The organism is Allobosea sp. Root483D1, from assembly GCF_001429505.1.
Lineage (GTDB): Bacteria > Pseudomonadota > Alphaproteobacteria > Rhizobiales > Beijerinckiaceae > Allobosea.
Genome location: NZ_LMJW01000022.1, coordinates 1115872 through 1130640 on the forward strand (window position 1 = coordinate 1115872; position 14769 = coordinate 1130640).

General features: G+C 66.1%; 12 protein-coding genes. 7 read left to right on the forward strand and 5 right to left on the reverse strand.

The features are described 5' to 3' along the window. Positions 1–13: 13 nt before the first annotated feature. Together ASE66_RS27940 and ASE66_RS27945 are read left to right on the forward strand one after the other, a co-directional pair. Positions 14–754 carry a glycerophosphodiester phosphodiesterase family protein gene (locus ASE66_RS27940; protein ID WP_057192954.1) on the forward strand — a complete coding sequence of 247 codons (741 nt, stop codon included), beginning with the start codon at positions 14–16 and terminating at the stop codon, positions 752–754. A 5-nt stretch (positions 755–759) separates the two neighbouring features. Next, positions 760–2244: a mannitol dehydrogenase family protein gene (locus tag ASE66_RS27945; RefSeq protein ID WP_057193474.1), complete on the forward strand. Its 1485-nt coding sequence runs from the start codon at positions 760–762 to the stop codon at positions 2242–2244. Positions 2245–2559: 315 nt separating this feature from the next. On the opposite strand, the gene ASE66_RS27950 is transcribed toward ASE66_RS27945, so the two are convergent. Then, on the reverse strand, positions 2560–6291 hold the full coding sequence (locus ASE66_RS27950) for a vitamin B12-dependent ribonucleotide reductase (RefSeq protein WP_057192955.1): 3732 nt from the start codon (positions 6289–6291) through the stop codon (positions 2560–2562). Between the two features lie 713 nt (positions 6292–7004). Here ASE66_RS27950 and ASE66_RS27955 point away from each other — a divergent pair. Both ASE66_RS27955 and ASE66_RS27960 read left to right on the forward strand, forming a co-directional pair. Further along, positions 7005–7700, forward strand: coding sequence for an NIPSNAP family protein (locus ASE66_RS27955; protein WP_057192956.1), 696 nt, complete (start codon positions 7005–7007; stop codon positions 7698–7700). A 73-nt stretch (positions 7701–7773) separates the two neighbouring features. Then, positions 7774–8184, forward strand: coding sequence for an NADH:ubiquinone oxidoreductase subunit NDUFA12 (locus ASE66_RS27960; protein ID WP_057192957.1), 411 nt, complete (start codon positions 7774–7776; stop codon positions 8182–8184). Between the two features lie 75 nt (positions 8185–8259). On the opposite strand, the gene ASE66_RS27965 is transcribed toward ASE66_RS27960, so the two are convergent. Next, entirely contained in the window at positions 8260–9156 is an 897-nt protein-coding gene (locus ASE66_RS27965) for an alpha/beta fold hydrolase (RefSeq protein WP_057192958.1), read from the reverse strand. Positions 9157–9323: 167 nt separating this feature from the next. On the opposite strand from ASE66_RS27965, the gene ASE66_RS27970 reads away from it, so the two are divergent. Then, entirely contained in the window at positions 9324–9914 is a 591-nt protein-coding gene (locus ASE66_RS27970; RefSeq protein WP_057192959.1) for a CGNR zinc finger domain-containing protein, read from the forward strand. A gap of 43 nt (positions 9915–9957) precedes the next feature. On the opposite strand, the gene ASE66_RS27975 is transcribed toward ASE66_RS27970, so the two are convergent. Beyond that, positions 9958–11304: an Nramp family divalent metal transporter gene (locus tag ASE66_RS27975; protein WP_057192960.1), complete on the reverse strand. Its 1347-nt coding sequence runs from the start codon at positions 11302–11304 to the stop codon at positions 9958–9960. 259 nt (positions 11305–11563) lie between these two features. On the opposite strand from ASE66_RS27975, the gene ASE66_RS27980 reads away from it, so the two are divergent. Together ASE66_RS27980 and ASE66_RS27985 are read left to right on the forward strand one after the other, a co-directional pair. Further along, a complete protein-coding gene (locus ASE66_RS27980; protein ID WP_057192961.1) occupies positions 11564–12169 on the forward strand; it encodes a DUF2155 domain-containing protein in 606 nt (201 codons plus the stop codon). Between the two features lie 2 nt (positions 12170–12171). Then, on the forward strand, positions 12172–12552 hold the full coding sequence (locus ASE66_RS27985) for a VOC family protein (RefSeq protein ID WP_057192962.1): 381 nt from the start codon (positions 12172–12174) through the stop codon (positions 12550–12552). 6 nt (positions 12553–12558) lie between these two features. Here the strand turns inward: ASE66_RS27985 and aat are convergent, their stop codons facing one another. After that, complete coding sequence (aat, locus tag ASE66_RS27990) at positions 12559–13236, reverse strand: leucyl/phenylalanyl-tRNA--protein transferase (RefSeq protein WP_057192963.1); 678 nt, start codon at positions 13234–13236, stop codon at positions 12559–12561. A 165-nt stretch (positions 13237–13401) separates the two neighbouring features. Further along, positions 13402–14766, reverse strand: coding sequence for an acetyl-CoA carboxylase biotin carboxylase subunit (gene accC / locus ASE66_RS27995; RefSeq protein WP_057192964.1), 1365 nt, complete (start codon positions 14764–14766; stop codon positions 13402–13404). Positions 14767–14769: the final 3 nt, after the last annotated feature.

The window sequence follows — 14769 nt, forward strand, 5'->3', positions numbered from 1 at the left end:
AACGGAACTCATCATGCGGATCATCGGCCATCGCGGCGCGCGCAATATCTGGGCGGAGAACAGCCTCAGCGGCTTCCGCAACGTCTGCGGCCTCAAGGTCGAAGCCGTTGAGCTCGACGTGCATCTCTCGAGCGATGGCGAGATCATGGTGATCCATGACCCGCTGCTCGAGCGCACGACGGACCATAAGGGACCGGTCGGGCGCCTGAGCCGCGAGGCCCTGCGAAAGGTCAAGCTCCACGACACGCTCAGCGAGACGATCCCGACCTTGCCTGCCGTCCTCGACGTCTTCGCGCCGACGACAATCGAGCTCGAGATCGAGATGAAGATGGATGCTTTCGGCAATCCCTATCCCGGCCTGCTCGACAAGGTGATCGCGCTGGTCAGGGAGCGCGGGCTCGCTGCACGCGTCGTACTGACCTGCTTTGTTCCGGAGGTCATCGAGGAGATCAGGGCCAAGGCGCCCGAGATGCGCCGGCTCGCCTCGGTCGACCGCCGCTCCTGCGAAGCCTACGGCGGGATCGAGCGGACACTGAAGCGGTTCGTCGATCTCGGTTGCATCATCGCCGTGGAGCAATCGCTGCTGCGCCTCACGCTCGACCGGGCGCTCGGCATCGTCGGGCGCGAACGCCTCGGCGTCTGGGTGCCGAACACGGTCGGCGACATCGACTTCTGGCTCGGCCAGCCCGTTTCGCAGATCACCAGCGACCGGCCGGATCTCGTCATCCAGTTGGCCGCCGCCCGGGCCAGGTGACGCCGATGGCGGTCAGGCTCTCGCGTGCGACGCTGGCCGGCATCGTGGGTCCCGTCGCGGTCCCTGGCTACCAGCCGGGCGAGCTCTCGCCCGGCATCGTCCATATCGGCGTCGGCAATTTCCACCGGGCGCATCAGGCGGTCTACCTCGACGAGCTCTTCGGGCGGGGGCTCGACCGGGACTGGGCGCTGATCGGTGCGGGCGTACGCGAGAGCGATGCCGAGATGCGGACCGACCTTGCGGCACAGGATTTCCTGACAACCGTCGTGGCGCAGGAGGCCGCATCCTCGCAGGCACGCGTCATCGCGCCGATGCTCGACTTCGTTGCACCAGGAGACACCGAAACCGTTCTGGCCAAGCTCGTCGATCCACGTACCCGCATCGTCTCGCTGACCGTCACCGAGGGTGGCTATTATGTTGATCCGGCGAGTCAGGCTTTCGCAGCCGATCACCCGGAGATCGTCGCCGACGCCGCCGACCGGTTGCAACGCCCGAAGACGGCTTTCGGGCTCATCGCTGCGGCACTGTTGCGGCGTCGCGCCGCCGGTATCGCGCCCTTCACCGTGATGTCCTGCGACAACCTTCCGGGCAACGGCCATGTCGCCGAGGCAACGGTCGCAGGTCTCCTCGAGCTGGTCGATCGCTCCGACGCGGCCTGGATCAGGGAGAACGTCGCCTTCCCGAATGGGATGGTCGATCGGATCACACCGGCGACCACGCAGCGAGAGCGCGATAGCCTGCAGGCCGAGTTCGGCATCGACGATCGCCGCCCGGTCTTCTGCGAGGACTTCCGGCAATGGGTGCTGGAGGACCGTTTTCCAGCCGGCAGGCCGAGGCTCGAGGAGGTTGGCGTTCAGTTCGTTGCGGATGTCGCACCGTTCGAGCTGATGAAGATCCGTATCCTCAACGGCGGCCATGCGGCGATCGCCTATCCGGCCGGCCTGCTCGATATCCACTACGTCCACGAAGCGCTGGCGGACGAGCAGATCGCGCGATTTCTGTCAGCACTGCTCGACGCCGAGGTTATCCCGATGGTGCCGCCGGTGCCGAAGACCGATCTGCACCAGTACAAGAGCACGATCGAGCGGCGCTTCGCCAATCCGAAGATCGGCGACACGATCCGGCGTCTGTGCCTCGACGGCTCGAACCGCCAGCCGAAGTTCATCCTGCCGACGATCCGCGATGCGCTGAAGGCCGGGCGCGCCATCGACGGGCTCGCGCTCGTCTGCGCTTTGTGGTGCCGCTACTGCTATGGCGAGACGGAGACCGGCCAGCCTATCGCGCCGAACGATCCGATCTGGCCGCGGCTGACGATGCGGGCGCGGCAGGCCAGGCTCGCGCCGGAGGCCTGGCTTGCGATGCAGGACATCTATGGCGACCTGGGAGATGACCGGCGCTTCCGGGAGGCGTTCAGCCGGGCATTGGAGAGAACCTGGGAGTTTGGAACGCGCTCGACTATTGACCGCTATCTCGCCTCGCTCGGTTCGTGACACGTGCGGATAGCCGACCGACCCAGTGCTCAGGGGCCGGACCGAAAGCCGACTTTCCCAAGGTCCGCAACGGGCCAGCCTCTGACTCGCGCCCCATGACAAACTGGCATCCTTCCAGCGGACGTTCTCGACGCGCATACCGGCTAGATATTTCAGCTTCCAAGTGGCTGTCAGTATCGCGTTGACCCGGCACAACGGTGCGCTTCAAAAAAAAGCGCCCGGCCTCAAGCCGGGCGCTTCTCTCTCACTCGCGGAACTTTTCCCGCAATCGCGGCAACACTATGCCTCGATTTTCAGCTGTTGAGCTTCAGCGGACTACGAACACCCGGTCGTCGAGCCACACGTGTTGCACTTCAGGCAGGTGCCGTTCCGCACCAGCGTGAAGTTGCCGCACTCGCCGCAGCTGTCGCCGACATAGCCCTTCATGATCGCCTCGGCCCGGCGCTCGGAGGCGGTCGGCTGGGCGGCCGGCGCGGCGAAGCCGAGCTTGCTCATCTCGGCCTCGCCGAACTCTTCCGGCTCCTCCTTAAGCGCGGTCGCGCCGACGGTCGAGAGGCCGGTGAGGTGGGCGCCGCCGCGGGCGACTGCGTCGTTCGCGGCCCCGCCTTGCCCGCCCTGGATGGCCAGCAGGTTGATCGGCTTGCCGCGGCGGAAGCCCGAGGAAGCCAGCGGGGTCGAGGTGATCGGCCCGGCCGCATCCGGCGCCCGGCCCTGCTCGACGCCGCCGCCCATCACGTCATGACCGATCTCGGAGGGATCGACATGGGCGAGGTCGTGCCGGCCGAGATAGGAGATCGCCAGCTCGCGGAAGACATAGTCGAGGATCGAGGTCGCGTTCTTGATCGACTGGTTGCCCTGCACGAAGCCCGAGGGCTCGAAGCGGGTGAAGGTGAAGGCCTCGACATACTCCTCCAGCGGCACGCCGTATTGCAGGCCGAGCGAGACCGCGATGGCGAAGTTGTTCATCATCGCCCGGAAGGCCGCGCCCTCCTTGTGCATGTCGATGAAGATCTCGCCGAGGCGCCCGTCGGAATACTCGCCGGTGTGGACATAGACCTTGTGGCCGCCGACAACCGCCTTCTGGATGTAGCCGGTGCGGCGCGAGGGCATCTTCTCGCGGTCGCGCACCCGCTCGACCCGCTCGACGATGCGCTCGACGATCTTCTCGGCGATCTGCGTGGCGCGCGCCGCCAGCGGCTGCTGGTAGAGCGCCTCGGTCGCGTCGTCGGCGTCGTCATCCTCGTCGGCGATCAGGGCCGAGTTCAGCGGCTGCGACAGCTTCGAGCCGTCGCGATAGAGCGCGTTCGCCTTCAGCGCCAGCTTCCAGGAGAGCAGATAGGCGCTCTTGCAATCCTCGACAGTGGCGTCGTTCGGCATGTTGATGGTCTTGGAGATCGCGCCCGAGATGAAGGGCTGCGCCGCTGCCATCATGCGGATATGGCTCTCGACCGAGAGATAGCGCTTGCCGATGCGTCCGCAGGGATTGGCGCAATCGAAGACGTTGTAGTGCTCTTTCTTCAGGTGCGGCGCGCCTTCCAGCGTCATCGCCCCGCAGACATGGACGTTGGCGGCCTCGATCTCGGCCTTGCTGAAGCCGAGGAAGGGCAGGAGCTCGAACGACACGTCGCTGAGCTTCTCGGCCGGCACCTTCAGCGTCCCGGTGAGGAAGTCCTCGCCCAGCGTCCACTTGTTGAAGACGAACTTGATGTCGAAGGCGCTCTTCAGCCCCTTCTCGATCGCCTCGATCTTCTCGTCGCTGAAGCCCTTGGCCCGCAGCGAGCCCGGGTTGACGGCGGGCGCCTGCTTCATCGAGCCATGGCCGACGGCATAGGCCTCGATCTCGGCGATATCAGCCTCGCGATAGCCGAGCGCCCGCAGCGCGTCCGGCACGGCGCCGTTGATGATCTTGAAGTAGCCGCCGCCGGCGAGCTTCTTGAACTTCACCAGCGCGAAGTCGGGCTCGATGCCGGTGGTGTCGCAATCCATGACCAGGCCGATCGTGCCGGTCGGCGCGATCACGGTCGACTGGGCGTTGCGGTAGCCGTGCTTCTCGCCGAGCGCCAGCGCCTCGTCCCAGCTGGCCTTCGCCCGCTCCGACACCGTCACCGAGGAGCCGCCGAGGCGCTCCAGCGTCGCATGGTCGAGCGGCACCGGCGTGACCTGCAGGCTTTCATAGCCGGCAGCCTGGCCATGCGCCGCGACGCGGTGGTTGCGGATGACGCGCAGCATGTGCTGGGCGTTCTTCTTGTAGCCCGGGAACGGGCCGAGCTCGCCCGCCATTTCGGCCGAGGTCGCATAGGCGACGCCGGTCATGATCGCGGTCAGGCCGCCGGCGAGCGCCCTGCCCTCGTCGGAGTCGTAGCCGAGGCCCATGGTCATCAGCAGGCCGCCGATATTGGCGTAGCCGAGGCCGAGCGTGCGATACTCATAGGAGAGCTCGGCGATTTCCTTCGAAGGGAACTGCGCCATCGTCACCGAGATCTCGAGCACGATGGTCCAGAGCCGGCAGAGATGCTCGTAACCGGCGACGTCGAAGGCCTTCGCCTCGCGATCGTAGAACTGCAGCAGGTTGGCCGAGGCCAGGTTGCAGGCGGTGTCGTCGAGGAACATGTACTCCGAGCACGGGTTCGAGGCGCGAATGCGTCCCGAGGCCGGGCTGGTGTGCCAGTCGTTCATCGTGGTGTTGAAATGCAGGCCGGGATCGGCCGAGGCCCAGGCGGCGTAGCCGATCTTCTCCCAGAGGTCGCGCGCCTTCAGGGTCTTGGTGACCTTGCCGGTGGTGCGGCCGATGAGGTTCCAGTCGCCATCGGTCTCGACGGCGCGGAGGAAGTCGTCGGTGAGCGAGACCGAGTTGTTCGAGTTCTGACCGGAAACGGTGAGATAGGCTTCCGAATCCCAGTCGGTGTCGTAGGTGTCGAACTGGATCTCGGTGTAGCCCTGCTTGGCGAACTGGATGACGCGCTTGATGTAGTTGTCCGGCACCAGCGCCTTGCGGGCGAGCTTGATCTCGCGCTTCAGCGCCGGGTTCTTCTCGGGGTCGAAACAGGCGTCGTCGGCAGCCTCGCAGTTCACGCAGGCCTTCATTACCGCCTTCATCGCCTTCTGGACGATCTTGGAGCCGGCGACGAGCGCCGCGACCTTCTGCTCCTCCTTCACCTTCCAGTCGATATAGGTCTCGATGTCGGGGTGATCGACGTCGACCACCACCATCTTGGCGGCGCGGCGGGTGGTACCGCCCGACTTGATCGCGCCGGCGGCCCGGTCACCGATCTTGAGGAAGGACATCAGGCCGGAGGAACGGCCGCCGCCGGCGAGCTTCTCGCCCTCGCCGCGCAGCATCGAGAAGTTCGAGCCGGTGCCCGAGCCATACTTGAAGAGGCGCGCCTCGCGGACCCAGAGGTCCATGATGCCGCCCTCGTTGACGAGGTCGTCCTGCACGCCCTGGATGAAGCAGGCATGCGGCTGCGGGTGCTCGTAGCTCGACTTCGACTTGACGAGCTTGCCGGTCTTGAAGTCGACGTAGAAATGGCCCTGGCTCGGCCCGTCGATGCCATAGGCCCAGTGCAGGCCGGTGTTGAACCATTGCGGCGAGTTCGGCGCGACCATCTGGGAGGCCAGCATAAAGCGCAGCTCGTCATGGAAGGCGTGCGCATCCTCCTCCGAGGAGAAGTAGCCGCCCTTCCAGCCCCAATAGGTCCAGCAGCCGGCGAGCCGATCGAAGACCTGCTTGGACGAGATCTCGGAACCGAAGCGCTCAGCCTCAGGCAGTTTCGCCAGCGCGGCCTCATCCGGAACCGAACGCCAGAGGAAGGACGGGACGTCGTTCTCCTCGACCTTCTTCGAATGCGCCGGCACGCCGGCCTTGCGGAAATACTTCTGCGCGAGCACGTCGCTCGCGACCTGCGACCAGGCGTCGGGCACCTCGATGCCCTCGAGCCGGAAGACGATCGAACCATCGGGATTGCGGATCTCGCTCACCGCCGAGCGGAACGGGATCGCCGAATAAGGCGACTGGCCAGCGGTGGTATGGCGGCGCTCGATGCGCATAAGCTTCGTCCCCAATGCTTGCCGCGGACGCATCCTGGCGCCCCGCGCGGCCGGTTGCTCACCGGCTCCTGATGTCAGACCAACTCGGTTTGATGCCCCTGGATCCCGCAGCGGTGTGATCCCGCCATCGGCTTCCGGACGCGACCAGGCGGAGCATACGTCCCCGTTCGCCGTCGCCATTGCTGGCGCGCCGCGGTGATCGTCCGACCCATCTGGGAACTCGTTTCGCGGGTCGAAAAAGGCGTCTCCGCCAACCGTCACGCGACCGTCAAAATTTAGTCCCGAATGGGCCGCGACGTCAAGGATTAGTGCGCACCGATAGGTGTGGATACGACATCTTGTAGTAAGGTGTGGATCACGGGGATAAGTTTCAAGGCACCCGCTAAGCCCAAGGAATCACATGCGGAATCGCGGCACCGTTGCGAGCTTGCAACGATCCTTGCCGCTGTAAAACCACTAAAATCCACCGGACCATGGTTAACGAAACGTCAATCGGGACCAGCAAGTCCTACTAGCGGAAGCGCGCTCTGCAGCAGCAGCCACAAGTGCTTGAATCCGCGCGATGCTTCGCTGGCGCGCCCGCCTTTCGTGTCCAAGCGCCCCCGCCTCGAATCATGTCCGAATCGTGGCCGAGGTCGGGATGACGCTGCTGACGGATCTGGGCGGACCTGCCGCCTAGGTGCCAGGGCAGCTCACGGCAGCCGGAGAACGCCATGACCGACACCGTCTTCGAACTGCGCCGCTACACCTTGAAGCCCGGCGCGCGCGAGGCCCTGATCGCGGTCTTCGACAGCCATCTCGTCGAGACGCAGGAGGCGACCCGGATGAGCGTGGTCGGCCAGTTCCGCGATCCCGCCGCGCCCGACCAGTTCGTCTGGTTCCGCGGCTTTCCCGACCAGGAAGCCCGGACCCGCGCCCTCCCCGCCTTCTATGGCGGGCCGGTCTGGGCGGAGCACGGCCCCGCCGCCGACGAGACCATGCTGGAATGGCACGACGTATTGATGCTGAAGCCGGCCACTCCCGGTTCCGGCTTCGACACGAGCGGGCTCGAGCGGCTGCCGCCAGGAACGGCCGATCTCGAAGACGGGCGGATCCATCTCGTCGCCATTCACCATCTCATGCAGGACACAGCCGACAACGTGGCCTCGCTCGCCGCCAAGGCGATCGCCGAGGCAGTGCATTCCACCGGCAGCGAGGTCCTCGCCAGCCTGATCAGCGACCGCAGCCAGAATGGCTTCGAGCGCCTGCCTGTGCGCGAGGGCGAATGCGTCGTGGTGACGCTCATCCGGCCCGCCGTATTGCAGGCGATACCGGCGCTCGAAGCGGCCCTGCGCGAGAGGCCGCTCGGCATCGGTCGCGCTCCCGATATCGCCCGCCTCGTTCCGACCGCCCGCTCGCTCTTGCGCTGAGCCACACTGGACATCGCGCGCCGGCCTCTTCATAAGTCGCGCGACGGCCTATGGCCTGCGCGGACGCGAAGCGATGACCAAGACCCTGCTCCAGCTTTTCACCTGGTGGAACGGCCAGACCATCGGTACCCGCTTCCACACCTGGCGCTTCGGCGAGAAGGTCGGCGAGGACGAGTTCGGCAACGTCTACTACCGCACCAAGGGCGGCAAGAAGGACAAGGCGCTCGGCATCCAGCGCCGCTGGGTCGTCTATAACGGCCCCGTCGAGGCTTCGATGATCCCGGCCGGCTGGAACGGCTGGCTGCACCATACCGTCGACGTCGCCCCCTCCGAGGAAAAGTACGTCGCTCGCGAGTGGCAGAAGCCGCACCAGCCGAACTACACCGGCACGGCGCTGGCCTATCGCCCGCCGGGCTCGACCCTCGGCGACAACCAGACCCCGGCAGCGACCGGCGATTATCAGGCCTGGACGCCCGGGCGCTGAGACTAGGCGCAAGAACAGCAAAGGCCGGCTCCCCCCGCGAGCCGGCCTTTTGTTTCGCCAGCGCAGGTGCCTGCCTCAGCCTGCCGTTTGCAATCGCGCCATGAACACGCGGATGTGCTCGGCGATCTCGCCGGCATGCGTCTCCAGTGCGAAATGGCCGGCATCGAACAGGTGTACCTCGGCAGCTGGCACCTGCTCCTTCAGATAATCGACACCCTTGGTCGTGAAGAACGGGTCGTTCTTCCCCCAGACGATCAGCATCGGCGGTTGCCGCTCGGAAAGGTAGCGCTGCCAGGCCGGATAGGCGGCGAAATTGCTCTGATAGTCGTGCAGCAGCCGCAGCTGGATCTCGCGATTGCCCGGCCGGTCCAGCCCGGCCTGATCCGCCGTCCAGGCATCGGGCGAGAGGCGCTCGGCCCGCGCGGCGCCATGGCTGTACTGGAAGCGCGTCGTCTCCGGCTTCAGCAGATCGACGAAGGGCTTCTCAGTCTCGGCATTGCGCTCACGCCAGAACGGCCCCATCGACGCGGTGATCTCCGGGTTCCAGCCTTCGGCATTGGCGACAGCGTTCTGCACGATCAAGCCGCGCACGCGCTCCGGCCGGCGCAGCGCCAGGCGGAAACCGACCGGCCCGCCATAGTCCTGCAGATAGAGCACATAGCTTTCCAGCCCGAGTTGATCGACGAGTCCCTCCACCACATCGGCGAGCCGGTCGAAGCGATAGTCGAACTCGGCCGGCGACGGCGCGGCACTGTGACCAAAGCCGGGATAGTCCGGCGCAATCACCCGGTATCGTCCCGCCAGGCGCGGGATCAGGTCACGGAACATGTGTGAGGAAGATGGGAAGCCGTGCAGCAGCAGGACCGCCGGCGCGTCCTGCGGTCCTGCCTCGCGATAGAAGATCTCGGTGCCGGCAATCGTGGTCCGGCGGAAATGGGTCTGGACGGGATCGATGGCGGCGACGGGCGTCATGGCGAGAACTCCTGTGGCAAGGGCGATGGCAGCAAGGCGACGGAGGAAATCGACCGTCGCGAGGCGACGTAACCTCTGTAATTATGATTTAACGGTGTCACTTGAATTGAAACCTGTCAACTGATAAATGACAGGTTACAAACTGACATGTCCGTGGAAGGTGTGAAATGGCGTCCGCGACCGAGATCTCCGCCGAATTCCGCGACGGCTTTCCCTTCGTCGGCGGTGCGACGTGGCTCGATCTGCTGAACACCACGCCAACGGGCGAATCCGGCCCTCAGGAGCTGATCGATGGTCCTGAGCGCGCGCTGGCCTGGTTGGCCGAGGCCGGGCTCGGGGATGCTGCCGGTGATGGAAACGAAGCGTTGGCCGATCTGCGCGCCCTGCGCGCGGAGGCCCGTGCCGTCTTCGAGCAGCTCGAAGATGGCAAGGCGCTGTCCGATGCTGATCTGGCGTCAGTGAACCGCCGGCTGGCCGGCCTTAACGGTCATCATGTCCTGCATCGGGGCGAGCATGGACCGACACTCGGATTGGCGCTGGATCATGCCGCCGCAGGTCCGGCTGCACTGATTGCGCTCGATCTCGCCCGGTTCGTCTGCGAGGCCGAGCCGGCGCGGCTGAAGCGCTGCGCCGCCGATCACTGCACGCTCGTCTTCTACGATCGTGGCCGCAACAACACCCGGCGCTGGTGCACGATGAGCGTATGCGGCAACCGCGACAAGGTCGCCCGCTTCCGAGCCAGGCGCGCTGCCCTCTAGAGCCGGCCCCGCCTTTCGGCTCCTGGACGAAGCGCGCCGTCCCTCAGCCTGCCCCGCCGACGAAATCGACCAGCAGCTTGATGTTCAGCGCCGCGATCGTGACCGCGATCAGCACGGCGAAGGCGACGAGCCAGCGTGGCGCGACGAGCTCGCCCATCTTGGCCTTGTCGGCAGTGAACATCACCAATGGAAAGACGGCGAAGGAGAGCTGCAGCGAGAGCACGACCTGGGTCAGGATCAGGAGCCGCGCCGTGCCGGCATCGCCGTACCAGATCGTCACCGCTGCGGCCGGTATGATGGCGATGCCGCGGGTGATCAGCCGGCGCAACCAGGGCGGCAGCTTGATCTTGAGAAAACCCTCCATCACGATCTGGCCGGCAAGCGTCGCCGTCACCGTCGAGTTGATGCCGCAGCAGAGCAGCGCGATGCCGAACAGGGTCGGCGCGATCGCCACGCCCAGCAGCGGGCCGAGCAGCTTGTGCGCGTCGCCGAGCTCGGCGACCTCGGTCTGGCCGGTCTTGTGGAAGGTCGCGGCCGCCAGGATCAGGATCGAGGCGTTGATCAAGAGCGCGAACATCAGCGCGACCGTCGAATCGATCGTGGCGTATTTGAGCGCCTGGCGCTTCTCAGGCAGGGTCTCGCCATAGGCGCGCGTCTGCACGATGCCCGAATGCAAATAGAGATTATGCGGCATCACGGTCGCGCCGAGGATGCCGAGCGCCAGATAGAGCATCTCCGGATTGGTGACGATCTCGGTGGTCGGCGCGAATCCGCGGATCACCTGCCCCCAGTTCGGATCGGCCAGCGCGATCTGGATCGAAAAGCAGATGGCGATCACGCCGAGCAGCGTGATGATCAGCGCCTCGACCCAGCGGAAGCCGAGCCGCTGCAGATAGAGGATCAGGAAGACATCGAGCGCAGTGATGACGACGCCGATCTCGAGCGGAATGCCGAAGATCAGGTTGAGGCCGATGGCCGTACCGATCACCTCGGCGATGTCGGTGGCGATGATCGCGGTCTCGGCGAGGAACCAGAGCGTATAGGCGACGGGCTTGGGGAAGGCGTCGCGGCAAGCCTGGGCCAGATCGCGCCCCGAAGCGATGGCGAGCCGCGCACAGAGCGACTGCAGTACGATCGCCATGATGTTGGAGATCAGCGCGACGACGAGCAGCGTGTAACCGAATTTCGAGCCGCCGGCGATCGAGGTCGCCCAGTTGCCGGGATCCATATAGCCGACGGCGACGAGATAACCCGGTCCGACAAAGGCCGCCGCGCGCCGCCAGCCCGGTCCGGAACCACGCACCGGGATCGAGCGATGGACGTCGGCTAGTGAAGCCTCCCCCCGCTCGCTGCGCCAGCCTGCGGGCAACTTCTCGACCCGAGCGTCCATGCGCGATCCCCATTCTGCTCTTGCATCCCATTCGCAGGATATCGAGTTGCAAACGGTTTGCAAGTGCGGAAACGCCCGCCTGATATGCGCCCTGGTGCCGGACGTGTCCCTGGAAAAGCATGGCCGACGACGGAGCGCCGCCGGAGCTTTCGGTGCGAGCCCGGGCCCTGAACGCTTCCCCGCCCTTTTTCCGCTGCGATTGCCGTGCTACTCCGCCCCGTCGCGGCTCGGGCCCGCTTGAAGAGAATCGCATACCGGCATGCCTTCGCTCCGCAGGATCCTCGCCCTCGCAGCCGTCTCCGGCGCAGCGCTCGCGCTGGCCGTTCCCGCCAAGGCCGACCGCATCCGCAACCCGACCGCGGTCTTCGCCGGGCTCGACAAGATCACCGGCCGGATCATCTCCTTCGAGGTGGCGATCGACGAGACCGTGCAGTTCGGCGCGCTGCAGATCACGCCGCGCGTCTGCTGGACGCGACCGCCGACCGAGGCGCCGCAGACGACCTCCTTCACCGAGGTCGACGAGGTCACCTTCAACAACGAGTACCGCCGCATCTTCACCGGCTGGATGTACGCATCGAGCCCCGGCCTGCACGGCGTCGAGCACGCGATCTACGATGTCTGGCTGACCGACTGCAAAGGCGGCACCGAGCTGGTGGTCGATCCCAAGGAGCCGGAGGCGCCGCCGCCGCCGCTCAACCCCGATCAGCGGCGCCCCGCCCGTCCAGCTCAGCAGACACCGCCGCAAAACCAGCGCATCGATGTGGCCCCGCCGCAGGGCGTGCCCGTGCAGCCGCGCCAGACGCCCTCACAGCGCTTCTTCCCGACCAATCCGGCTCCGGGCCGCGATCCGGCCGGCGGCAACTGACTATGGCGCGGGTCACCGGCATCGGCGGCCTGTTCTTTCGCGGCAGCGACCCACAAGCCCTGGCAGCCTGGTACGAACGTCATCTCGGCATCGCCGACATGAACAAGGCCGTCTGGAGCCAGGACGCGGGGCCGACCATCTTCGGCCCCTTCGCCGCGACGACCGAGTATTTCGGCCGGCCACAGCAGCAATGGATGGTCAATTTCCGCGTCGACGATCTCGACGCGATGATGGCCTCGCTCCGCGCCGCCGGCATCGCCGTCGAGACCCGGCCGGAATGGGATTCGGACGTCGGCCGCTTCTGCCGCATCCATGATCCCGAGGGCAATCCGATCGAACTCTGGGAGCCGTCGTCGACGGCGAGCGGCGGACCGGCGGCCTGAGCGACCTCAGCCCGGCAACTCGGCCAGCACCTCGCGACCACTGACGGCCTGCCCCGGCGGCCAGCCCCACCAGTCGCCATCGGCCGCGATCGCCGCGTCGAGCAGGTCGCGATAGGCCTCGCGCGGGATTTCGCGCGTCCCGAACTGGGCGAGATGCGCGGTCTGGAACTGGGTATCGAGCAAACGGTAGCCGCCGCGGCGAAGCCGGGCGACGAGATGCGCCAGCGCCACCTTCGAGGCGTCGGTCTCACGGTGGAACATGCTCTCGCCGAAGAAGGCCCCGCCGAGCGACAGGCCATAGAGCCCGCCAACCAGCCTGTCCTCGCGCCAGCATTCGACTGTGTGGACATAGCCGAGATGGAAGAGCTCGCCATAGAGCCCCCGGATGCGGCCATTGATCCAGGTCTCGGCCCGGTCCGGGCGGCTTTCGGCGCAGGCAGCGACCACGCGGGCGAAATCATGGTCGACCCGGATCTCGAAGCGATCCGAGCGGACGGTGCGCGCCAGCCTGCCCGGCAGATGGAAGGCGTCGAGCGGAATGATGCCGCGGATTTCCGGCTCGACCCAGAAAAGTCCGGGATCGTCGGCACTCTCCGCCATCGGGAAGACGCCGGCCGCATAGGCGCGCAGCAGGATGTCCGGCGTGATCGCCGGCGCGCGCACAGGTGTGGAACGGGCCTTCATGGGGCGATGGGAGCGCGGGTGGGCGGTTGAGTCAAACCGTAGTCGTCATTCTCGGGCGAAGCGAAGCGCAGACCCGAGAATCTCAGGACGACAAGGGCTCCATTGGAGCCTCGCTCGGCCGGAGATGCTCGGGTCAAGCCCGGGCATGACGGAGTGCGCCGAGGCTCACGCCTCGCCCGGCTGGTCCATGCCGCCATTGGCGAGGAATTTCTCCAGCCAGTGGATGTTGTAGTCGCCGTTCAGCATGTCCTGGTTGCGCACCAGCGTGCGGAACAGTGGCAGCGTGGTGTCGACGCCGTCGACGACGAACTCGTCGAGCGAGCGGCGCAGACGCATCAGGCATTCAGCCCGGTTGCGGCCGTGCACGATCAGCTTGCCGACCAGCGAGTCGTAATGCGGCGGGATGACATAGCCCTGATAGGCAGCCGAATCGACGCGCACGCCGAGCCCGCCGGGCGTATGGAACGAGGCGATCTTGCCCGGCGAGGGCCGGAAGGTCGCGTGATGCTCGGCATTGACGCGGCATTCGATGGCGTGGCCCTCGATGACGACGTCCTTCTGGCTGATCGAGAGCGGCGCGCCGGCGGCGATCCGAATCTGCTCGTTGACCAGGTCGATCCCGGTGATCATCTCGGTGACCGGATGCTCGACCTGGATGCGGGTGTTCATCTCGATGAAATAGAACTCGCCATCCTCGTAGAGGAATTCGATCGTGCCGGCGCCGAGATAGCCCATGTCGGCCATCGCCTTGGCGCAGACCTCACCGATCCGTTCGCGCTCGCCGGCGTTGAGGGCCGGCGACGGGCCCTCCTCCCAGACCTTCTGGTGGCGGCGCTGCAGCGAGCAGTCGCGCTCGCCGAGATGGATCGCCCGGCCCTTGCCGTCGCCGAGCACCTGGATTTCGATATGGCGCGGCTTCTCAAGGTATTTCTCGATATAGACCGCATCGTCGCCGAAATTGGCCTTGGCCTCGGTGCGGGCGGTGGAGAGCGCGACGGACAATTCGTCCTCGCTGCGAACCACCTTCATGCCCTTGCCACCGCCGCCGGACGCCGCCTTGATGATGACGGGCAGGCCGATCTCGCGAATGATGCGCAGCGCCTCGTCGTCGTCGGTGACCCCGCCCTCCGAGCCCGGAACGCAAGGGATGCCGAGGCGCTTGGCGGTGCGCTTGGCCTCGATCTTGTCGCCCATGCTGCGGATATGCTCGGCCTTGGGGCCGATGAAGGCGATGTTATGCCGCTCGAGGATCTCGGCGAAGCGGGCGTTCTCCGAGAGGAAGCCATAGCCGGGATGGACGGCATCGGCTCCGGTGATCTCGCAGGCCGCGATCAGGGCCGGGATGTTGAGATAGCTCTCGCGCGCCGGCGGCGGACCGATGCAGACGCTCTCGTCGGCGAGGCGCACATGCATGGCGTTGGCGTCTGCGGTCGAATGGACCGCGACCGTGGCGATGCCGAGTTCCTTGGCGGCCCGCAGCACCCGCAGCGCGATCTCGCCGCGATTGGCGATCAGGATCTTGTCGAACATCTT

Excerpts from the sequence above, each read along its gene's own strand:
- ASE66_RS27950 (WP_057192955.1), bottom strand. The coding sequence starts at position 6,291 with ATGCGCATCGAGCGCCGCCATACCACCGCTGGCCAGTCGCCTTATTCG.
- aat (WP_057192963.1), bottom strand. The coding sequence starts at position 13,236 with ATGAAGGCCCGTTCCACACCTGTGCGCGCGCCGGCGATCACGCCGGAC.
- ASE66_RS27975 (WP_057192960.1), bottom strand. The coding sequence starts at position 11,304 with ATGGACGCTCGGGTCGAGAAGTTGCCCGCAGGCTGGCGCAGCGAGCGG.
- ASE66_RS27945 (WP_057193474.1), top strand. The coding sequence starts at position 760 with ATGGCGGTCAGGCTCTCGCGTGCGACGCTGGCCGGCATCGTGGGTCCC.
- ASE66_RS27960 (WP_057192957.1), top strand. The coding sequence starts at position 7,774 with ATGACCAAGACCCTGCTCCAGCTTTTCACCTGGTGGAACGGCCAGACC.
- ASE66_RS27965 (WP_057192958.1), bottom strand. The coding sequence starts at position 9,156 with ATGACGCCCGTCGCCGCCATCGATCCCGTCCAGACCCATTTCCGCCGG.
- ASE66_RS27940 (WP_057192954.1), top strand. The coding sequence starts at position 14 with ATGCGGATCATCGGCCATCGCGGCGCGCGCAATATCTGGGCGGAGAAC.
- ASE66_RS27980 (WP_057192961.1), top strand. The coding sequence starts at position 11,564 with ATGCCTTCGCTCCGCAGGATCCTCGCCCTCGCAGCCGTCTCCGGCGCA.
- ASE66_RS27985 (WP_057192962.1), top strand. The coding sequence starts at position 12,172 with ATGGCGCGGGTCACCGGCATCGGCGGCCTGTTCTTTCGCGGCAGCGAC.
- ASE66_RS27955 (WP_057192956.1), top strand. The coding sequence starts at position 7,005 with ATGACCGACACCGTCTTCGAACTGCGCCGCTACACCTTGAAGCCCGGC.
- accC (WP_057192964.1), bottom strand. The coding sequence starts at position 14,766 with ATGTTCGACAAGATCCTGATCGCCAATCGCGGCGAGATCGCGCTGCGG.
- ASE66_RS27970 (WP_057192959.1), top strand. The coding sequence starts at position 9,324 with ATGGCGTCCGCGACCGAGATCTCCGCCGAATTCCGCGACGGCTTTCCC.